Source organism: Vibrio sp. Y176 (assembly GCF_033438945.1).
Genome location: NZ_JAWOQS010000005.1, coordinates 332,083 through 354,227 on the forward strand (window position 1 = coordinate 332,083; position 22,145 = coordinate 354,227).

17 protein-coding genes are annotated in these 22,145 nt (G+C 45.7%); 5 read left to right on the forward strand and 12 right to left on the reverse strand.

Translation table 11 applies throughout. The features are described 5' to 3' along the window. The 4 genes from R7O13_RS15140 to fabB all read right to left on the reverse strand — a co-directional run. A partial coding sequence (locus tag R7O13_RS15140) for a FimV/HubP family polar landmark protein (RefSeq protein ID WP_318304172.1) occupies positions 1–2,937 on the reverse strand: 2,937 nt, incomplete at its 3' end. A 197-nt stretch (positions 2,938–3,134) separates the two neighbouring features. Further along, positions 3,135–4,148, reverse strand: a complete 1,014-nt coding sequence (locus R7O13_RS15145; RefSeq protein ID WP_005380562.1) for an aspartate-semialdehyde dehydrogenase — start codon at positions 4,146–4,148, stop codon at positions 3,135–3,137. After that, the gene (locus R7O13_RS15150; protein WP_167415373.1) at positions 4,145–5,278 is read right to left on the reverse strand and encodes a 4-phosphoerythronate dehydrogenase; all 1,134 of its coding nucleotides are present in this window, start codon (positions 5,276–5,278) and stop codon (positions 4,145–4,147) included. Before R7O13_RS15150 ends, R7O13_RS15145 begins: the two co-directional genes overlap by 4 nt. A 340-nt stretch (positions 5,279–5,618) precedes the next feature. Continuing rightward, entirely contained in the window at positions 5,619–6,830 is a 1,212-nt protein-coding gene (gene fabB, locus R7O13_RS15155) for a beta-ketoacyl-ACP synthase I (protein WP_005380557.1), read from the reverse strand. A 128-nt stretch (positions 6,831–6,958) separates the two neighbouring features. Between fabB and mnmC the strand changes: the two genes are divergently transcribed. Further along, a complete protein-coding gene (gene mnmC / locus R7O13_RS15160) occupies positions 6,959–8,977 on the forward strand; it encodes a bifunctional tRNA (5-methylaminomethyl-2-thiouridine)(34)-methyltransferase MnmD/FAD-dependent 5-carboxymethylaminomethyl-2-thiouridine(34) oxidoreductase MnmC (protein WP_064354220.1) in 2,019 nt (672 codons plus the stop codon). 76 nt (positions 8,978–9,053) lie between these two features. Here mnmC and R7O13_RS15165 read toward each other — a convergent pair whose 3' ends face one another. From R7O13_RS15165 to R7O13_RS15175, 3 genes are all read right to left on the reverse strand, one after another. Next, positions 9,054–9,578, reverse strand: a complete 525-nt coding sequence (locus R7O13_RS15165) for an NADPH-dependent FMN reductase (RefSeq protein WP_005380552.1) — start codon at positions 9,576–9,578, stop codon at positions 9,054–9,056. A 146-nt stretch (positions 9,579–9,724) separates the two neighbouring features. Continuing rightward, the gene (locus R7O13_RS15170) at positions 9,725–9,988 is read right to left on the reverse strand and encodes a YfcL family protein (protein WP_005380548.1); all 264 of its coding nucleotides are present in this window, start codon (positions 9,986–9,988) and stop codon (positions 9,725–9,727) included. Between the two features lie 25 nt (positions 9,989–10,013). Further along, positions 10,014–10,544, reverse strand: a complete 531-nt coding sequence (locus tag R7O13_RS15175) for an elongation factor P hydroxylase (RefSeq protein WP_005380546.1) — start codon at positions 10,542–10,544, stop codon at positions 10,014–10,016. 332 nt (positions 10,545–10,876) lie between these two features. On the opposite strand from R7O13_RS15175, the gene R7O13_RS15180 reads away from it, so the two are divergent. Then, positions 10,877–11,500, forward strand: coding sequence for a trimeric intracellular cation channel family protein (locus R7O13_RS15180; RefSeq protein WP_005380544.1), 624 nt, complete (start codon positions 10,877–10,879; stop codon positions 11,498–11,500). A gap of 223 nt (positions 11,501–11,723) precedes the next feature. Here the strand turns inward: R7O13_RS15180 and aroC are convergent, their stop codons facing one another. Both aroC and prmB read right to left on the reverse strand, forming a co-directional pair. Beyond that, positions 11,724–12,809, reverse strand: coding sequence for a chorismate synthase (gene aroC / locus R7O13_RS15185; RefSeq protein ID WP_213901793.1), 1,086 nt, complete (start codon positions 12,807–12,809; stop codon positions 11,724–11,726). 180 nt (positions 12,810–12,989) lie between these two features. After that, positions 12,990–13,922, reverse strand: a complete 933-nt coding sequence (gene prmB / locus R7O13_RS15190) for a 50S ribosomal protein L3 N(5)-glutamine methyltransferase (protein ID WP_005380541.1) — start codon at positions 13,920–13,922, stop codon at positions 12,990–12,992. Positions 13,923–13,984: 62 nt separating this feature from the next. Here prmB and smrB point away from each other — a divergent pair, with 62 nt between their 5' ends. Beyond that, positions 13,985–14,515 (forward strand): endonuclease SmrB, encoded by a 531-nt coding sequence (gene smrB, locus R7O13_RS15195; protein ID WP_005380539.1) that lies wholly within the window; start codon positions 13,985–13,987, stop codon positions 14,513–14,515. 96 nt (positions 14,516–14,611) lie between these two features. Here smrB and sixA read toward each other — a convergent pair whose 3' ends face one another. Continuing rightward, entirely contained in the window at positions 14,612–15,076 is a 465-nt protein-coding gene (gene sixA / locus R7O13_RS15200; RefSeq protein ID WP_005380537.1) for a phosphohistidine phosphatase SixA, read from the reverse strand. Positions 15,077–15,450: 374 nt separating this feature from the next. Between sixA and R7O13_RS15205 the strand changes: the two genes are divergently transcribed. Together R7O13_RS15205 and R7O13_RS15210 are read left to right on the forward strand one after the other, a co-directional pair. Continuing rightward, positions 15,451–18,228, forward strand: coding sequence for an insulinase family protein (locus R7O13_RS15205; RefSeq protein ID WP_318304177.1), 2,778 nt, complete (start codon positions 15,451–15,453; stop codon positions 18,226–18,228). 167 nt (positions 18,229–18,395) lie between these two features. Next, positions 18,396–18,650, forward strand: coding sequence for a hypothetical protein (locus R7O13_RS15210; RefSeq protein ID WP_005384444.1), 255 nt, complete (start codon positions 18,396–18,398; stop codon positions 18,648–18,650). A 62-nt stretch (positions 18,651–18,712) separates the two neighbouring features. Here R7O13_RS15210 and fadJ read toward each other — a convergent pair whose 3' ends face one another. Next, entirely contained in the window at positions 18,713–20,824 is a 2,112-nt protein-coding gene (fadJ, locus tag R7O13_RS15215; protein WP_318304178.1) for a fatty acid oxidation complex subunit alpha FadJ, read from the reverse strand. Further along, the gene (fadI, locus tag R7O13_RS15220; protein WP_318304179.1) at positions 20,824–22,131 is read right to left on the reverse strand and encodes an acetyl-CoA C-acyltransferase FadI; all 1,308 of its coding nucleotides are present in this window, start codon (positions 22,129–22,131) and stop codon (positions 20,824–20,826) included. The genes fadJ and fadI overlap by 1 nt, the downstream gene beginning before the upstream one ends. Positions 22,132–22,145 lie beyond the last annotated feature (14 nt).

Sequence of the window (22,145 nt, forward strand, 5' to 3'; positions counted from 1 at the left end):
CTCAGGAAGATCCAGCTCGTCAAAATTGAACTCTTCTTCGGACTCAGCTGACAAGTCGGCTTCAACTTGTTCTGGCTTAACGGACTCGGACGTTTCTAACGTAGGTTCGCCAGCCATAGACGCCAGTGCATCTTCTTCACTGAACTCTGGCAAATTGAGCTCATCAAAATTGAATTCATCTTCTGATTCAGCTGGCAAGTCTGCTTCAACCAGTTCTGGCTCAACGGACTCGGACGTTTCTAACTCCGGCTCATCCGCCATAGACGCCAATGCATCTTCTTCACTAAACTCAGGAAGATCCAGCTCATCAAAATTGAGTTCATCTTCTGAATCGTTGGTCGACTCAGTTTCCGGCTCCAATTCAGGTTCATCCAGTAGCCAATCTTCTTCTTGTGGAACACCGAATTCATTTTCTATTGTATTTGGTGTCGGTGTGAAGGCTGGAATGTCTTCCTCTTGCTCAACGTGAGGCTGTACCTCAGCATCGGACTCCACGTATGGTTCTTGTGTTGAATCAGTATCGGTAGCCTCTTGTTGTAGTGATGAAGCTTCCTCTATCTCCGTTTGTGTTTTTTCAACTTGCTGCGGTAAATCGTCTTCACTATCAAATAGAGCGTCAAGTTCAGCAGAAAAATCCGCTTTTTCTTGTTCTGTTGGCAGAAGTTCTTCACTGTCTGACTCAAATAGGTCGTCTAGCTCGCTCATTAAAGGATCATTCTCTGGTGAAAGGTCCTCTAAATCACCAAGAAATTCATCGCTGCTAAATGGCTCTGAAGCAGCCTCTGGCTCGGTTAATGCTTGCTCTTCTGCAGCTTGTTGCGTGTCTGGTTGGCTTTCACTTAATAAAGCGTCGATGTCCAACCCAGACTCAATATCCGGATCTTCAAGAGTTTGTTCTGACTCAACTACGGAAGATGGCTTTTCGCCGGCGTCTGACTCACCAAAACCAAGTGATTTCAGTAACTCTTCCTCTTCCGATTTATTCTGCTCTGGGCTCTCGTCCTCTCGAATCAGATCATCAAACGGATCTAAATCAGCTTGAGTCTCTTCATCAAGTTCAGAGGTAACATCATCAATGAGTTCATCCAGTAAGTCTGTGCTATCTGCGTCTAACTCTTCGATCGAGTCATCACCTTCAAAACCTGAGATTGCTTCTAGCTCGTTTAGTGGATCAAACTCGTCTGTGTCATCTTCATCAAAATCAATGAGTTCATCGAGTAGCTCTGTACTGTTTTCATCTAGAACAGGACCTTCATTTGCGTCAGCTTCTCGAACTTCCGATTCACTAGCCGGTTGTTCATACTGGGCCAATAGCCTATCGATATCGTCGTCAGATGCCTCTCCTACACTAAAGTCATCATCCGAAACGGGCTGTTTTAACTCAGGCTCATCAGTATCTAAATCGAAGTCATCGTTGCCAAGTTCAGCAAACAAGTCATCAAGCATATCCTGGTCGACAGTGTCACTTGGTAACTCTTCTGACGGCTCATCGGCTGCAAGTAACTCGGCAAATGCGTCGTCTGAAAGCGAGTCTGATTTCTCATTCGTATCATCCGAAAGATCGAAGCCAGACTCATCGTCATCGAGCACTTCTAGTTCTGGAGCAACCTCATCTAAGGCTCGCTCCATTTCTTCTAAACCAAGCGCTTTTTCTTCGCCGTTGACTTGGATACCATTGTTCGATGATTCAAACTCATCCAGACCAACATCTAGGTCGCCGTCATCGCCAATATCTGCAAATGGGTCATCGTCCCCTTCCAGATTGAAATCAAGTTCTTCATCGTCGAGGTTAGCAAAGACGTCTTCTTCTAAATCTGACTTCTCTTCTTGTAAAGACTGTGTGTTGATATCTTCATCTGCAAACAATTCATCATCAAGCGTGAGCTCTTCATCAAGCTCATCCGCCGCCGCTAAACCGATTGGCGCCGCAAGAGGATCAACGTTTTGCTGTTCCTGTGCAGCCGCATCTTCCTCTTTCGCTTTAGAGCGTCGACCAAGAAGCATAACAACTAGCAACGCAATCAAAGCACCAGGAATTAATGCCGCAAGACCAACAAGCCAACCATTCGACAAAATTTTGTCCATGGTGCTTGGTTGCATGCGTTGTTGTTCAGCAAGGCGCTGGCGTTCTTCAGCAAGCAGCTTCTCGACTTCTGAGCGAATGCGTTCTTCGTCATTCAGCTCGCTTTTCAAAGTTTCGACTTCGCTTTGCACTTCTGACAGCATCAATCGAAGACGATGGTTCTTCTCTTCTAATGAGTCTAATTCACTTTGTGAGCCTTGAAGTTTGTCCTTTAGCGCACTGACCTGCTTTTCACCCTGCGGAGAGGTGGTTACTGGTGGCGCAGGGATGACGGGTATTGTTTTCGGAGTTGGTTTTGGCTCCTTTGCTGCCACTGTCTCTGGCTTAGTCGCAGGCTTGGGTTCTACTTTAATTTGTGGCTTTGGTTGCTCGGTGACTCGTTGTGCTGGCGTCGCTCTATTTGTCGGCTTCGGCTGTTTTAACTTAGCTTCATGCGCCTTCATAATCGCAACAGCTTGCGCTGTGGTCGCGCTTTGCACTTGCTCTAGAGAAGGTACTCGTAGCCGACTCCCTGGGATCAATTCATGAATGTTTTGGTTCTCAAACGCTTGAGGGTTAATTCGGTAAATGGCAAGAAGCGTTTGTTGAACGGTAACACCGCGTGAAGGTCGTAATTCTGAAGCGATCGACCATAGTGTTTGATTTTCACCAGTCGGACCAAAGAAACGTGACGGTTGAGTATTCGCAGGAGGAGCAGGTAATGCTCGCTCAATATCTTCAGCATAGCTTGGAGATGATTGCACTTCACCAGACGGTCCAACAAGACGAATTCCTTCGGCTTGAACCACTGATGATGTCTGAGTCGCGCTCATCAACACAAGGGCTGCTAACAAACGCTTATAATTTTGACGCATAGAAGGCTCAGTTTTGTGCTAAATACAATTTGAAATGGTGATCGGTTAAATATATCGGATATCGCATGCAAAACTATAGCGTTGAGAATAAAAAATGTGTGGCTCTCGCCATATTCGTACTAATCTCACACTATTTTGTTTCGTTCGTACAAAAAAGCCTCGCACTGTGCGAGGCTTTGAAATGAACTATAAACGACTTAGTAGTAATCGCGGATCAGTACTTCTGCGATTTGCACCGCGTTAGTTGCCGCGCCTTTACGCACGTTATCAGCAACAACCCACAGATTTACGCCACTATGATGGCTGATATCGTTACGGATACGGCCAACCATTACATGGTCTTTACCGCCCGCATCGCGAACTTGTGTAGGGAAGTCTTCACCGTGGAACACTTCGATACCGTCAGTTTGCTCAAGCAAGTTAACGACTTCTTGTGCATCGATAGGTGAACGAGTCTCAATGTGAAGTGCTTCTGCGTGACCGTAAAATACAGGAACACGTACACACGTTGGATTGACTGTGATTGATGGATCGTTAAAGATCTTCTGTGTTTCCCACACCATTTTCATTTCTTCTTTGGTGTAGCCGTTTTCCATCATCTGATCGATTTGTGGAATGCAGTTAAACGCGATCTGTTGAGAGAATTGCTTCTTGTCTGCAGGCAGACCGTTTAGCAGCTTCGCCGTTTGACCTGCTAGCTCATCAATACCCGCTTTGCCTGCACCAGATACCGATTGGTAAGTTGATACGTTAATACGCTCAATGCCCACCGCATCGTGAATTGGTTTTAGTGCCACCAGCATTTGGATGGTTGAACAGTTCGGGTTCGCGATGATGTTACGGTTACGAAACTCTGCAATCGCTTCTGGGTTTACTTCTGGCACAACAAGAGGAATGTCGTACTCGTAACGGAAGTGTGATGTATTGTCGATAACAATCACGCCTTCATCAGCGGCAATTGGAGCCCACTTGGCTGATAGCTCACCACCAGCAGAAAACAGTGCGATATGCGCTTGAGACCAATCGAACTCTTCTACGTTTTGAACGCGTACCGTTTTACCATTGAAGCGGTAAGTCTTGCCTTCGCTGCGCTCACTCGCGAGTAGGAAGATTTCGCCTACTGGGAATTTGCGCTCTTGAAGCACATCCAAAATTGTTTCACCGACCGCACCGGTCGCACCTAAAATGGCAACATTATATTGCTGGCTCATTGACTTACCTCAATCTGAAAACCTAGTTCTGCTAATGGAGCAAGGTTACATGTTTTGTTACCCACTAGCGTGACAGCGCTGTATTCACGGCGATCCCAGTAGTTTTTACGCATCAGGTCAAAAGCGCCTGGCTTACTGATTTCACGGCGGAAAAGAGCGTCATCTCTACGCACATCATAGATTAACTGCGTGATGTTATGCAGTGTTGCTTCGTCCCAAGCTCTGTCCAATACCATAGTAGGAACAGGCGCGGTTGGCAGTAAATCGCTGGCATGCGCACGTAATTCGTTATTTAAGAACTCACAGTAGCTGTTGAAAATCATCGTTGTACCGCGAGCTTTCCCTTCCAAGCCGTAGCCTGCAACGTGAGGGGTTGCGAATGCTAGCAGAGGCAGAAGCTCCATATCAACCTCTGGTTCAAATTCAAATACGTCGAGTGCCGCTGTAAAGCCATCATTTTTCAAAAGACGTTGCTTCAAAGCAGCGTTGTCAACGATGGGACCTCGAGCCGCGTTAATCAAAATTTGATCGCTGCGGAGACCATTTAATACCTTCTCATCAATCAAATGATGCGTTGGGTATGGGCCATCTTTGGTGATTGGCGTATGTAGTGTAATGATGTCTGAGCTTTCAATCAGTTCTGTCAACGGAGTAAAGCTACGAGGATCACCAGCCTCTTGTTTGAATGGGTCATTGATGAGAACTTTCATACCCATGCCTTTCAAACATTTCTCTAGGTAGCTACCTACTTGGCCTGCACCAATAATACCTACTGTCTTGTCAAATACCGAGAAACCTTGTTGCTGAGCGAGCACCATCATCACGCTGAACGCGTATTCCGCCACACCCACTTTGTTACACCCTGGCGCCGCAGTGAAGAAAATACCTTTCTCTTTTAAAAGTGCTTGGTCAACATGATCCATGCCTGCCGTGGCCGTACCAACAAACTTCAGCTTGTTTGCTTTGCTGATCAGGTCAGCATTCACTTTGGTGACTGAGCGAATCATTAGGGCATCAACATCCACTAAATCATCGGCGGTCAGTGTACGACCTGGTTTTAGAATTACGTTACCGAGTTGGCTGAATAGCTCTTCAGCATACGGCATATTTTCATCAACAATAATTTTCATAACGCCAGCGTTCTAACATCCATTTGTAAGAGTTCGTTTATTCGCAAGATGCGAAACTAAAGCGATTGTGCCCTTTTCCCGAAAAATCTCAAGATATAACACCAATAAACCTCAAGGAGGTAACTCCTATAGAATCGATTGACGGGAAGCCTAGAGAAAAGCAGAAACAGAGAAAAGAAAAAGCCCGGCTAAATAGCCGGGCAAAGTTCCAGAACAAAAGGATCCTATCCCGCTCTCCATGGGATAGAGTCTGCGTCTGTTCGATCAGTGTGACTGATCAAGCTCTGGAAACTGGATTGTTGGCGTTTACAGTACTCTCGCAAGGCGCCAACAAATTCAGTTAACCTTGGTACTTTTTAATAACCAAAGTTGCGTTTGTGCCGCCAAAGCCAAAGCTGTTTGACATTACGGTCGTTAGCTCTGCATCACGTGCTTCTGTCACGATGTCCAGACCTTGTGCTGCTTCGTCCAAGTTTGAAATATTGATGCTTGGAGCAATGAAGTTTTTGTCTAGCATAAGTGTTGAGTAAATTGCTTCGTGCACGCCCGCTGCGCCGAGTGCGTGGCCAGTCATTGCTTTTGTTGCAGAGATTGCAGGGCTGTTCTCACCAAACAATTGTTGGATAGCACCAAGCTCTTTCACGTCACCAACTGGTGTCGATGTGCCGTGCGTGTTGATGTAATCCACACCATCAACGTCTTGCATCGCCATCTTCATACAACGAATTGCGCCTTCACCTGATGGCGCTACCATGTCGTAGCCATCTGATGTCGCACCGTAACCTACGATTTCACCGTAGATTTTCGCACCACGTGCCAGTGCGTGCTCTAGTTCTTCAATAACCAGCATGCCGCCGCCGCCCGAGATAACAAAACCGTCACGGTCTGCATCGTATGTACGAGATGCTTTGTCTGGCGTGTCATTGTATTTGGTTGACAGTGCGCCCATCGCATCAAACATCATAGTTTGAGACCAATCTAGCTCTTCGCCGCCACCAGCAAAAACAATATCTTGTTTGCCTAGTTGAATAAGCTCCATAGCATGGCCGATACAGTGTGCAGATGTTGCACATGCAGAGCTCATTGAGTAGTTCACGCCACGAATCTTAAATGGCGTAGCAAGACAAGCAGAAACAGTAGAAGACATAGTACGAGGAACCATGTAAGGACCAACTCGCTTTACGCCTTTGGCGCGCATCGTGTCTGTCGCTACCGTTTGATTGTATGCAGAAGCACCGCCAGAACCTGCAACGATACCGGTACGATCGTTTGAAACCTGCTCTTCTGTAAGACCAGCGTCTGCGATTGCCTGCTCCATTGATAGGTATGCATAAGCAGCCGCATCACCCATAAAGCGCATCTGCTTACGGTCGATGTGTTCCGCCGGGTTGATTTTTAGGTCACCCCATACTTGCGAACGAAGACCGTGTTCTTTGAACTGCTCAGATGCAGTGATGCCAGATTTGCCCGCTTTAAGAGACGCTAGAACTTCTTCGACGTTGTTACCGATACTTGAAACAATACCCATACCGGTGATTACGACTCGTTTCATTATGACATTCCTATAATTCAAAAATCCGCTAGATGATAACTAAGATAGTCAACAAAAGTGGTCAGCTTTCCCATAAATTCGTACAATCGCCCCATTCTTACCGCGCCAAATCACAAATTTGCACCATTATGACTTCAATAAAAAACGCAGAACTTGGTTGGAACGAAGCTGGTACTCCGGTTTCAGACCAATTTGATGATGTTTACTTCTCTAACGTAAACGGTCTTGAAGAGACACGCTACGTTTTCTTAAAACAAAATCATCTCCCAGAAAGATGGCAGGAATTTGACCAAAGACGTTTTGTCATTGGTGAAACAGGATTTGGCACGGGATTAAACTTCTTAGCAGTATGCCAGTGGTTTAGTGAGTTTCGTCGTCAGCATCCGGACGCAACATTGAAAGAGCTGCATTTTATTAGCTTTGAAAAATACCCATTAAGCAAAGCCGATTTAAAGAAGGCGCATGAAGCTTGGCCTGAGCTAGCTGAGTACGCGGAAAAGTTACAAAAGCACTACCCTGCCGCTGTGCCGGAGTGTCATCGCATTGTTTTAGAAGACGGCGCAATCACACTCGACCTTTGGTTTGGTGACATTAAAGACTGCATGCCGCAAGTTCCATACAACGAACAAGGTTTGATTGATGCTTGGTTCTTAGATGGATTCGCGCCAAGCAAAAACCCAGAAATGTGGAACCAAGGCCTGTTCAACAACATGGCAAAGCTAGCCAAGCAAGATTGTACAGTTGCCACGTTTACCGCAGCAGGCTTTGTACGTCGTGGTTTGAACGAAGCTGGCTTTACAATGAAAAAGGTGAAAGGTTTCGGCACTAAGCGAGAAATGATCGCCGGCTCTATGGAGCAACGTGAAAAGCAGTCGAACCATCTCCCTTGGTTCAATCGCTCAGCATCTAGCAATCTTGATTCGATTGCCATCATTGGTGGTGGTATAGCTAGCGCGGCGTTAGCGAAAACGTTAGTTCGTCGTGGCCAAAACGTCACCCTTTACTGTAAAGACAAACAACCAGCCAAAGGAGCTTCAGGCAATCGACAAGGAGCCGTTTATCCACTGCTTAATGGCCCGCACACGGGTGTTTCACGAGTGTTTGCTCCTGCATTTTTGTTCGCACGTCAGTTTGTTGAACAAGCAGCACAAGAGATCGATTTTGATCATGACTGGTGTGGCGTAACTCAGTTGATGTGGGATGACAAATCCACAGACAAACTGGAGAAAATGCTTGCGGGTAACTTCACTCCAGAGCTCATTCACAAGCTGTCCGCCGAGGAGACTGCGAACACTATCGGGTTACCTATTGATATGGCGTCTGTGCACTACCCAATGGGAGGGTGGCTGTGCCCTGCCGAGTTAACTCGCGGGTTAATTAAACAATTGGAGAAGACGTCGTTACTCTCAACGAAGTTTGAACACCATGTTGAGGCATTAGATTGGGATGAAAAGCGTCAGTTCTGGCTACTAACGGCGAGTGGTCAAACATTTGAGCACTCAACGGTTGTAATTGCGAACGGCCATGAGTTCCAGACATTGAGTCAAACCGCTTCCCTACCAATGGGACAAGTGAAAGGACAAGTCAGTCATGCGCCAGCAACAGAAACGCTGAGTCAGCTGAAAACGGTGTTGTGTTACGACGGTTACATGACACCTGTTAACCCAAGTAATCAACACTTGTGTATCGGTGCAAGCTACGACCGCAGTCACCTTGACTACGAATTTGATGAAAACGCCCAAAAAGATAATGCGGAAAAGCTAGTGAAATGTGTACCGAATCAAACATGGGCAAAAGAGGTAGATATCACTGATAATCAATCTCGCCAAGGTATTCGTTGTGTTAGCCGAGATCACTTACCATTTGTCGGGAATGTGGGTGACTTTGAGACGATCAAAACGCAATACGCCAACTTACAAAATCAAAAAGCAGAAGAGGTAGAAACCATTCATCAGTACCCTAACCTATTCTGCTTCTTAGGTTTAGGATCTCGTGGACTGAGCTCTGCACCATTATTAGCTGAAGTGTTGGCCTCCCAGATCTGTGGGGACCCGCTGCCATTACCGGTTGATGTATTGACCGAACTTCACCCAAGTCGAATGTGGGTTCGTAAACTAAGAAAAGGCAAAGCCATTACCGAGCTGTAAGAGTATTCTCTCGTTTTAATTCCCGACACAGATACGTGTCGGGAATCGCTAACTCACTAAGTTGCTCGTACTGAGATTACTTCAGCAGTGCAACTGCCTGTTTCACTTGCTCTGCCACTTCTGGGTTTACAACCTTACCCGATTCCACGTCAAAATTTTCGTAGAAGCTCGGCACAGATAACGATGCCTTTACATCCGCGCCAAAAAATTGAGCAGAACCTGTCGCCGCCGCAAGAACACTTTGTGCACCACCGGGACCTGGGGAAGTTGCTAAATAAACGACAGGTTTGTTTTGAAATACATTACGCTCAATGCGCGTCGCCCAATCGAACAAGTTTTTATAGGCCGCTGGGTACGAACCGTTGTGCTCTGCGAAGGAAACAACGAGAGCGTCAGCCTCCGCCAAGTCACGTAAAAACGCGACAGCCCCTTCAGCTTGACCTATTTCTTTCTCTTTGTCCTCGCTAAACATTGGCGCTTGATAATCGTTTAAGTCTAGAACATTCACTTGAGCGCCTTCGACTTGATTTGCTGCGTATGTAGCAAGTAGTTTGTTGATTGAGGTAGAGCTGGTAGATGCACCAAATGCGACAATTTTCATGGTTGTAATCCTTTGTTCACGTTTTATGCTGATCAGAATAAAAGTTGAACTGTTTCGCTACAACCACAAAAATTTTATGGAGAGGTTCGAATTTTTCGAAGTAGTAAATGACTAGGATTAAATAAAGGGAGAACGCTGCTTGGGGATTAAGCCTGAGCCTGGAGCTCTTGCCACAAATCACTGACAATCACGCGATCGGCCGGGCTTAACTCGGTACGCGCATCTTCTAAGCTGCTCTCAATGCGTGACTTCAGCTCAGTAATATCGCTAATCCCTTCTTCTTCACAAGACGCCGCGGATAAAGAGATGTGACCACGTAAATAACCACCAGCAAACAATTCATCGTCAGATGCTGTTTCAATTCGAGCATCAATCAGTTCCAGTAGTTTTTCTTCAAATTCAATAATCATGGTGTATCTCTGAGGTTATTAGTGGTTATTTAACGCAAAAGTCCGACGCTTCCAGTGGCTTAGTTTGATAAAATGCGCGCAGGGCATCAGAAAGCATTTTCACTCGCAAAGGCAAGCCAACGTCCAAAATACCTAGCACTTCTTTATGCACTTTTTTCATAAAGCCGAGCCTATCTGGTTCAAAATCGCCGTGTAGATTGTCACAACTCACCGTAAAAGGGAAGCCAGCGCTTTGTGCCAGAATCCATTCATAAGCTTGAGGTCGCACTTCAACTTTCTCAAACTCCGCTTGAACTTCTGCTGTTCGCCCATCGGGTTCATACCAATAGCCAAAATCTTCCAGCAAACGACGCTCTGGACCAGCCACACACCAATGCGAAATCTCGTGTAAAGCAGAGGCGTAAAAACCCCGAGCAAAAATAATCCGATGATGAGGGTGTTCATCATCAGCAGGAAGATAAATAGGCTCATCACCACCTAACTCTAATTTCGTATTAAATTGTTCTAAAAAGGTGTCATTAAAAATGGTGATTAAGTCTTGGTATTCGTGGGTCATCGTCGAGTTTGTACTTCAGTTTGACATGCGCTGCATATTGTCGCTGTTTTTAGCTATGAGGTAAAGGCAACCCCACATTTTTGGTTATTAGTTGAATTTATCTGAACATCGCTTTCTCCATACAATTTCTCATTCGTCAGCGTACTTATTTACCACTACACTCTCGCCTTATTTTGATGCCGTTCAAACCGCTATTTTTAAGCCGTTTGATTACAAGCATGTTGCTGGTTTTAATCACTTTTTAAGAGAGATAGAACCGTTTGTAAGTGTTGTTACTTCGCCTACGCTGATTCTCGTAGAACGTAGTGACTTTTTACGTTGAGTGTTTCCCTATGTTGCTAAGTGTGTTGTATATCATTGGTATCACGGCTGAAGCCATGACAGGTGCGTTAAGTGCTGGTAGAAGAAAGATGGACTGGTTTGGTGTTATGTTGGTGGCCAGCGCAACGGCCATTGGTGGTGGCACCGTACGTGACATTCTATTAGGCCACTACCCTCTTGGTTGGGTAAAAAACCCAGAGTTCCTTGCAATTACGTGTGTTGCAGGTGTGCTAACAACAGGTTTAGCGAAATGGGTGATTAAGCTGAAAGGTCTGTTCATTCGCCTCGATGCACTAGGTTTAATCGTGTTTAGTATCATCGGAACAAAAATTGCGATGGGCATGGGCTTGCACCCTGGTATTTGTATGGTTTCAGCGTTAGTAACTGGTGTATTCGGTGGGCTACTTCGTGACTTAATCTGTCGCCAAACACCATTGGTACTGCATGAAGAGCTTTACGCTTCTGTCGCTCTTATCGCATCAGGAATGTACTTAGCGCTATTAGAATTTAATGTTCCCGATGTCACTGCCACGATCATTACACTGGTTACTGGTTACATGCTGCGTATGGCTGCAGTGCGCTTTAAGTGGCGTCTGCCTTCTTTCCATTTGGAAACCGAAGGCTCGATTCATTAAGCAAAAACTACTTAAACAAAAAAGGTTGCCTGATAAAATTGTGCCACCCGCGATTCAGTGAGTGGCATAATTTTATATTCAGTCATCCTGAACAGCGACGAAGGAGCATGATTCAGGATCTATTATCCGAGCACTCTGTTGTCAGAGATGTTTCTTTCTCTTTTCATCGTGCTGAAATTAGATTCCTAGTCTCGCTATAGCTCGCTGGAATGACACAAAGCTCTTAAATCTTTGGAGTCTCGGTTTGTACGCCATGGTTTTGACCACGGTGGCGTAGTAAATGATCCATCACCACAATTGCCAGCATCGCTTCTGCGATAGGCACAGCACGAATACCCACACATGGGTCATGACGACCTTTGGTGATCAACTGAGTTGGTTCACCTTCTTTTGTGATGGTCTCACCCGGCACAGTGATACTTGATGTTGGCTTAAGCGCAATGTTAGCGACAATGTCTTGACCAGTCGAGATACCGCCAAGAATGCCACCCGCATGATTACTACCAAAACCTTCAGGAGCAAGCGTATCACGGTGCTGACTGCCTTTTTGGTTTACCACGTCGAAACCGTCTCCGATTTCCACGCCTTTCACCGCGTTGATGCTCATTAGTGCGTGCGCGATGTCTGCATCCAAACGGTCAAATACGGGTTCCCCAAGGCCAACAGGCACGTTAGTTGCCACAACCTGGATTTTTGCGCCAATAGAGTCGCCTTCTTTTTTCAGGTCACGGATAAGTTGGTCAAATGCTTCTACTTTGTCAGCATCAGGGCAGAAGAATGCATTGTTCTCGATTTCGTTCCAATCTACCTTGTCGATAGATACATCACCCATTTGTGACAAGTAAGCACGAATCTCAACACCAAACTCATCTTTTAAGTATTTCTTCGCGATTGCACCAGCAGCCACACGCATTGCGGTTTCACGAGCTGAAGAACGGCCGCCACCGCGATAGTCGCGGATGCCATATTTTTGGTGGTAAGTGTAATCAGCATGACCCGGTCTGAACTTATCTTTGATGTCAGAGTAGTCTTTTGAGCGCTGATCGGTGTTTTCAATTAGCAAACCGATCGATGTGCCCGTGGTTTTGCCTTCAAAAACGCCAGAAAGAATTTTAACTTCATCCGGTTCACGACGTTGTGTGGTGTAACGTGATGTGCCTGGACGACGGCGGTCGAGATCGATTTGTAGATCTGCTTCTGTAATTTCCAACCCCGGAGGACATCCGTCTACGATACATCCCAGTGCGATACCGTGACTTTCCCCGAATGTCGTCACTCGGAAATGTTGTCCGATACTGTTTCCTGCCATTACTTCCTCAAGTTTTTTATCGCCACGCTCTCTCAAAACAGAGCATAGCTGCTTTCCAATTCTTCGTGGATTCATAGTGGCTTTATTACGTTTTGATGTAAAGAGTTAATATCGGCGAGGTATGCATAAAAAAACACCGAGCATAAAGCTCGGTGTTTTAATGTTTAGTGCAAGACTCTATTAGTCTTTGTACAGTTTAAACTCTTCTGCACACTCAACCAGCTGGTCACGCGTTAGCATAAATACGCCATGACCGCCGTTCTCGAACTCAATCCAAGTAAATGGAATCTCTGGGTACTGTTCCATCATATGAATCATTGAGTTTCCGACTTCACAAATAAGAATGCCGTTATCTGTTAGATAATCTGGCGCGTTAGCAAGAATACGACGCACTAGTTTTAGACCATCCGTACCCGCAGCTAGCCCAAGCTCAGGCTCATGCGTGAACTCATCTGGCAGGCTGTTCATGTCTTCTTCATCCACATATGGTGGGTTGGACACGATTAGATTGTATTTCTCTTTTGGAAGATCACGGAACAAATCAGAGCGAATTGGGAACACTTGCTGCTCCATGCCGTGATCTTGTACGTTTTGCTCAGCCACTTGTAGAGCATCTGTAGAGATGTCGATAGCATCCACTTCTGCTTCAGGGAAAGCGTGCGCACAAGCAATCGCGATACAACCAGAACCCGTACATAGGTCCATGATGCGCGTAGGCTCTTCCACCAACCAAGGTTGGAATTCCGCTTGAATCAATTCGCCGATAGGAGAACGTGGCACAAGTACACGCTCATCAACGAAGAACTCAAGACCGCAGAACCATGCTTTGTTTGTTAGGTATGCTGTTGGCGTACGCTCGTTGATGCGTTTTACTACGCGCTCAACAATACGCAGACGCTCGCTTGTCGTTAGGCGAGAGTTCAATACGTGCGGAGGCACATCAATCGGCAAGTATAAGGTTGGCAGGATAAGCTGAACTGCTTCATCCCACGCATTATCAGTACCATGACCGTAAAACAGGTTCGCTGCATTAAAGCGGCTTACCGTCCAACGAATCATATCTTGAAGGGTATGCAGTTCCGATACCGCTTCTTCTACAAAAATCTTATCCAAAATTGCCTCCGAAAAGCGCTACAATACTGCCAATAAAGTTTATTAATGAAATTGTTTACCTAATGAGCAAAAAAGACACCGAGAACGATGACGATTTCGCCTTGTTTCAGGAAGCAGTACAGGGCGTAAAAAAGTTGCGACAGGATACCATAATCCAGCAACCAAAAAAAAATACTAAGCAAAAAGAAATCAAGCGCTCCAACCGTGAAGCGAGTGACTCTGAATTTTACTTTTCAGACGAGTTTGTCCCTCTATTAAACGATGAAGGTCCAACTCGTTATGCACGTGACGACGTCTCCACTTATGAAGTCAAACGTCTACGTCGTGGCGTGTATGTACCGGACGTGTTCCTCGATATGCACGGCATGACACAGCAAGAAGCAAAACGCGAGCTTGGTGCGATGATAGCCTATTGCATCAAAAACGAGATTCATTGTGCGTGTGTGCAACATGGTATTGGGAAACACATCCTGAAACAGAAAGCCCCACTTTGGTTAGCACAGCATCCTGACGTTATGGCTTTTCACCAAGCGCCACTAGAATTTGGTGGTGATGGTGCGTTGTTAGTGTTGCTTTCAATTCCTGAAAAGTAACAAGCTTGCTGTATACACGACGAAACGAAAAGGCAGGGATCTCCTGCCTTTCTTATTCTGTCTCTAATTTGCAAACGCTTATTTTGGTTTAGACACTTATGGCGTAATATGCCAAAGCACTTCACCATTTTGTGTTTGTAAATCATATTCAATGCACACTAGCCCTGATGTAGGAAACATCGGTGGTGTCATGTCTTTTACAAACTCTGAAGTCAGATAACCGACCAAAGGCAAATGCGATACGAACAAAAGCGAGTCCAATTGTTCGACTTCGATTAATGCACTTGCGAAATCGAAGACATGCTCGGACTGGCCATAAGGTGTAATATCTTCACAAGTTTCAATGCTTTTTGCAGAGAAATACGCACTGATCTCTTGCCAAGTTTGTTGAGCTCTAATGTACGGACTCACCAACACTTTATCGAATTGCGCAAAACCCTGTTCTTTACAGGCTCTCGCAACCGCTTCTGATTCGACTCTGCCTCTTGGGGTCAATTGTCGTGCTGCGTCTGAATCTGCAAAATGCTCGGCTTCACCGTGACGCATGATGAATATTTTCATGTTATTTCCTAGGGATAGCTAACGCTACCAAAAGGTTGACTGCTATCTTTATTAGATAGACGGGGCTAACTTTAACAATGACGAAACAAAAATACTGATATAATTATCTGTTCATTATACCAATTCGCTTGTTAAAGATAGCGACTTTCTTAACAATCTATTAAAAGAATGTACTCAGTTCATCACACTATTTAACTGTGCAATGAGTTCAGAGCATTCACTCAAACAGTTCTTCCCCATACGCAAACGCGATGGGCCTGTGCAGAAGTCTACGAATAACAAAAATACGGCAAGCAGTATTTGTCGAAACGCAAACTTTGCGCCCCCCGCGAGGGGAGCCTAAATTACTGTAATGCGAAATCTGGAGACGCATCGTGCATCTAAGTCCTAACGATTCAAATCAATACCGCTACATTACCTTGAGCAATGAACTGCGTGTACTGCTGATTCATTCCGATACAGCTCAACAGTCGGCAGCTGCTCTGGCAGTGAACGTTGGACACTTCGACGACCCAAACGATCGCCAAGGTCTGGCACACTATTTAGAACACATGCTTTTTTTGGGTACGGAAAAATACCCTAAAGTGGGCGAGTTTCAAAGCTATATTAGCCAACACGGTGGAACAAACAACGCTTGGACTGGTACAGAGCACACTTGTTTCTTTTTCAATATTGCTCCAAATGCCTTTGAAAGTGCCTTAGCTCGATTTAGCCAATTTTTTACCGCACCTTTGTTTAACGAAGAAGCATTAGACAAAGAACGCCAGGCTGTCGACTCCGAATACAAGCTCAAACTCAATGATGATTCTCGTCGCCTGTATCAAGTTAACAAAGAAGTCATCAATCCAGAGCACCCGTTTTCAAAATTCTCTGTCGGAAACTTAGATACTCTTGGCGACCGAGATGGTAAATCCATCCGCGACGAAATTGTGGAGTTTCACCACTCTCAGTATTCCGCCGATTTGATGACACTGACTCTATTTGGGCCACAGCCGCTCGATGAACAGCAAGCTTGGGTAGAAGCCATGTTTGCCGACATCCCAAATCACCATCTTCGTGGAAAATCGATTGATGTACCGATCGGCACTGAGGAAAGCACGGGCATTTTGGTTCAAGTCGAGCCGCTCAAAGAGTTCCGTAAACTGATTCTCACATTCCCCATGCCGGGAATGGATGCGCATTATAGCGTGAAGCCACTCTCCTACTTTGCTCACCTTTTGGGTTATGAAGGAGAAGGCAGTTTGATGCTTCAACTCAAAGAAAAAGGCTGGATTACTTCTCTCTCAGCGGGCGGCGGCGCGAGTGGCAGTAACTACCGAGACTTTACCGTAAGCTGCACCCTGACGCCAAACGGCTTAGATCATGTTGATGATATCGTTCAAGCAGTTTTTCAATACCTCTCGATGATCAAACAAGACGGGTTAGATGAATGGCGCTATCTCGAAAAACAAGCGGTATTAGAATCGGCTTTTCGCTTCCAAGAGCCATCGCGCCCAATGGATCTCGTCAGCCATCTGGTGATCAACATGCAGCACTATCAACCGGAAGACACGGTTTATGGTGACTACAAAATGGCGGGCTACGATGAGGAGTTACAGCGTTCATTGCTGCGATACTTAACCATCGATAATGTACGCGTCACTTTGATTGCTAAAGGCCTGGAATACAACCGTACTGCCGAATGGTACTTTACCCCGTACTCCGTCACACCTTTTAGTGAAGACCAACGTCGTTTCTATCAGCAAATCGACCCAAGCTGGCAATTCGTCTTACCGGAAAAGAACCCTTATATTTGCTACGACCTCGACCCCATGCCACTCGAAAATGGTGATTCACTGCCAGAGTTGATTGAGGATCTCGAAGGGTTTCGGCTGTGGCATTTGCAAGATGACGAATTTCGCGTGCCAAAAGGTGTCGTTTATGTCGCTATCGACAGCACTCATGCCGTTGCATCACCAAAGAACATCGTCAAAACGCGCTTATGTGTAGAGATGTTCCTCGATTCGCTAGCAAAAGAAACCTATCAAGCAGAAATCGCAGGGATGGGTTACAACATGTACGCTCACCAAGGTGGCGTGACCTTAACCCTCTCAGGGTTCAGTCAAAAGCTGCCTCAGTTGCTGGAAATGATTCTGCACCGTTTTGCTTCTCGAGATTTCAGCCCTGCTCGCTTTGAAACCATCAAACAACAACTGTTACGAAACTGGAGAAATGCTTCACAAGATCGCCCTATTTCGCAGCTGTTTAACGCACTTACTGGGTTACTTCAACCCAATAACCCGCCTTTCGCAACCTTAGTCGAAGCGCTAGAAGAAATCGAAGTCGATGAACTCTCGGTATTCGTAGAATCCATTCTTGCAGAACTGCACGTTGAAATGTTTGTTTACGGAGACTGGCAACGCCAGCAAGCCCATGACATGGCAACGACTTTAAAAGATGCTCTAAGAGTTAACGAGCAACGTTATGAAGAAGCACTTCGTCCGCTCATTATGCTAGGTAAAAATGGCAGTTTTCAACGTGAGGTGCATTGTAATCAGCAAGATTCCGCGGTCGTTATTTACCACCAGTGCGAGGATATTGAGCCTCGCAGTATCGCGCTATACTCATTGGCCAATCACCTTATGTCGGCAACGTTTTTCCACGAAATCCGTACCAAGCAGCAATTAGGTTACATGGTAGGCACTGGCAATATGCCGCTAAATCGTCACCCTGGTATTGTACTGTATGTGCAGTCACCTAATGCAGCACCTGCCGAGCTGGTTACCTCAATCGATGAGTTTTTAAATGCCTTTTATATGGTGCTGTTAGAGTTAAACGATTACCAATGGCACAGCAGTAAGCGCGGCTTGTGGAACCAAATAGCAACGCCGGACACCACACTTCGAGGTCGGGCTCAACGTCTTTGGGTTGCGATAGGAAACAAAGACACTGAGTTTAACCAACGTGACAAGGTACTGGCGGACTTGAAGAAGCTGACGCGCGCAGACATGATTCGCTTCGTTGTGAACGAATTGAAACCTCGTACTGCAAATCGTTTGATCATGCACTCTCAAGGTCAAGCGCATTCGGAGGCTCCGCGCATCCATCTAGGACAAGAAATAGGATCGATTGAAGAGTTCCAACTTCGGCCAAAAGATTGCGGCTTGGGGTGATCTAGTTGCGCAGAAATAAAATTGTCGATTACTAGAATGAACCTATAAACCCATGAGGTTGTCGGTCTCATAGATTGAATCGGCACCATAATTGGCAGAAAATTGAAATTACGCCATTGCGGCTTATGCTCTAATTACCGCACTAAAAATAACTTAATGAGGTAATCATGAAAAAAGCACTTTTACTTGTGGCTCTTATACTGCCATTGGCATCTGCTCACGCTGAAATCTCAGTCAAAGGCGATGGCTTCGAATTAAGTGACGACTGTGTGCGCCTTAGCGGAGACAATGTATCCATCAAATCAGATGATTGCTCTTCAAAGCAGTGGAATGATAAAGACAAAAAAGGTAACAGCAGCGTTCACGGGGACGACAACCCAGGTAAAGGCCACAATAAAGATAAGAAAGACAAGAAGAAGTAACCATTTCTTCTTTATGAAAAAGGCTTGCCACTGGCAAGCCTTTTTCTCTACCGAAGCAACGTTTAATAGAACGTTGTCCCTTCACCAGCTCGAGTAAGCAAACCATCACATGGCGCGTAACGATCGCCATACTTCGATGCAAACTCATTCATTTTCTCTACGAGCTCTTTAATGCCAAATTGGTCCATGTAACGGAACGGACCACCCAAGAACGGTGGGAAACCAATACCAAATATCGCGCCAATATCACCGTCACGTGGCGAGCGAATGATGCCATCATCCAAACAACGTACCGCTTCATTCAACATTGGCAGCACACAGCGCAACGCAATATCGTTATCGCTTAGCTTAGATTCAGGGTCGAGCTTAAGCAGTTTGTAAACCGATTTGTCGACATCTTTCTTCTTGCCCTTGTAACTGTAAAAGCCCTTACCACTCTTGCGTCCTTTACGTCCATCATTTAACAAGATATCAAACACATCCGGCCCTTTGAATCGGTCACCTAACTCATTAACCAGGATCGGCATAATTTTTGCGCCAATGTCGACACCAACTTCATCCAACAAGGTAATCGGGCCAACAGGGAAACCAAAATCAAGCAACGCCGTATCAATCTTTTCGATCGGTTCGTTAGCCAACAAAATATGCGCCGCTTCGTTCATGTATGGCGCAAGAATGCGGTTCACGTAAAAGCCCGCTTTGTCTTTCACTACGATTGGGGTTTTACCTTGCTTCTTAGCAAGTGCAACAACTGTTGAAACGGTTTCATCTGACGTCGTTTCATGCGGAATCACTTCCACCAAAGGCATTTTTTCTACTGGGCTGAAGTAATGCAAACCAACTACGTTTTCTGGACGCTCTGCTTTTTCTGCAATTTTGTGGATAGGCAACGAAGAAGTATTGGTCGCAAAGATAGTTTCTGTCTTAGCGTTCGCTTCAATGTCCGCCACCATTTTTTGCTTAAGATCTAAGTCTTCAAAAACGGCTTCAATTACGACATCAATATGATTAAAACTGGTAAAATCGACACCACCAGACAGTTGCAGCATTTTCGCTTGCAGATCGGCCTTGGATAGAATGCGACGTTTGCGCTGTTTCTCAAATAACTTGTAGTTGTAGTTGAGCGCATTTAAAACGCCATCGTTGCTAACATCTTTGATGCGAACAGGTACTTTTGCTTTTGCAACAGACACATGGCTGATTCCGGCGCCCATCAGACCACCACCAAGCACACCAACTTTATGAACTGGTGCTGGTTTCGCATCCGTGCCATTTTCTTTCTTCATTTCTGTTGTGGCAAAGAAGATCGAACGGAGCGCTTTTGACTCTGAGCTCATCACAAGCTCACCAAAGCGCTTCGCTTCAAGTTCTTGGCCTTTAGCGAAGCCTTTCTCTAAGCCATGTTGAATAACTTCTAGAATTGCAACCGTTGCTGGATAGTTACCACGGGTTTTTTGATTCGTTTTCTTCGCTGCTTGTTCAAATACAAACTTGCGCCCTAGCCCGCTACCAGACATCACCTTTTCTTTCGTCGATAGCTTTTTCGTACCCTTGTTTTTACCTTTGTCGATAAACTGTTTTGCTACGTCGAGCAAAATGGTGTCAGGCACACAGGCGTCCACAACGCCCAGTTTTTTAGCTTTCTTCGCACGAAGTTGTTTACCCGTCAGGATCAAGTCCAACGATGGTAACAGGCCAATCAAACGTGGCAGACGCTGAGTACCACCAGAACCTGGCAATAAACCAAGTTGTACTTCTGGCAGACCTAAACGCGTTTTGTCAGAATCCGTACAAACACGATAATCACATGCAAGAGCCAGTTCTAAACCACCGCCCAAACATGGGCCATGAATAGCCGCAACGACAGGATAAGGTAAGTCCGATAGCTGCTGGAATAAATCCTGACCTTGCCTTGCTAAGTCTTCCGCTTCACTTGCTGTGGTGCATGCTTCTAGCATTCGAACATCTGCGCCCGCAACAAAATTGTCCGGTTTTAGGGAGTGGATGATCATCCCTTTAATACCACTGGAGTCTTTTAGCTGAGCAAAAATTTCTTTCATTTCGTCAGCAAAAGCCGCCTGCAGCGTATTCATTTTTTCATTAGGAACATCGATGGCTAACCAAGCAATATTTTGCTCATCAACCTTTAGACTAAATGCTTTTTGCTCGCTCATTACTCAACCTCCAGAATCATTGCCGCACCAAGACCACCAGCAGCACATGCGGTATTCAATGCAATACCACCGCCACGGCGTTTTAGCTCTCGTAGGGTTTGCGTCATCATACGCGCACCAGTCGCAGCAAATGGGTGACCATAAGCAATTGATCCGCCAAGCACGTTGAACTTATCCATGTCAATTTCACCAATCGCTTTTGAGCGACCAAGGTTTTCTTGAGCAAACTTATCGGAAGCAAACATCTTCACATTCGCCAATGCTTGAGCAGCAAAGGCCTCGTGCATGTCGATCAACGTCAAATCTGACAGTTCCAAGCCTGTATTTTCAAGCACTTTCGCTGTGGCATAAGTCGGACCCATCAGCATGTCCTTTTCCACGCCGATAGCAGAGAATGCATAACCTCGGATGTAACCAAGAATCTCCATTCCGAGCTCTTTCGCTTTACCTTCTCGCATCAACATCACTGCCGCACCACCATCAGTCAATGGCGTACTGTTCGCAGCCGTAACACTGCCATACTGACGATCAAACGCAGGTCGCAATTTTGCGTATCCCTCAACCGTTGAGTCATGACGAATATTGTTATCTTCCGAAATCCACTTTTTGTATGGTTCAGGGAAAGCCGTCATCACTTCACCTTGGATTTTTCCTTCTTTCCAAGCTTGAGAAGCCAGCGTATGAGAACGATGTGCAAGCGCATCCTGTTCTGCGCGAGAAATACCATGTGTTTTAGCCATTTGCTCTGCAGTTTGTCCCATGGATAAACCCGTAGAGTACTCTGCTACTGCTGGTGGCACTGGCATCAGATCTTTAAAGCTCAAGTTTTTGAGGATACTAAGCTTCTGACCCATTGTTTTTGTCTTACTAAGAGCAAGCAGATTAGCGGCCAGTTTCTTTGATACGCCAATAGGCAGGACGGAAGAAGAGTCTGCACCGCCAGCAATACCAATATCGATGGTTCCCGCCATGATGCTTTCTGCGACATTAACCGCCGCTTGAAAACTCGTCGCACACGCTCGAGTCACACTGTATGCATCAGTATGGATGCTCATACCGGTGCCTAACACGATTTCTCGTGCGATGTTTGGCGCTTCAGGCATTTGTACTACTTGTCCAAATACCACTTGTTCGATTAGCTTCGGATCAATATCTGTTCGAGCAAGCATTTCGCTTACTACCATTTTCCCTAAATCGACCGCTGGCACTTGGCTAAATTCCGTGCTTTGACGAGCAAAGGGAGTTCGAAGCCCCGCGACAATAGCGACACGCTCACCATTGCGTGTTTTTACTTCCTGCTTGCCCATTGTTTCTCCTTAAA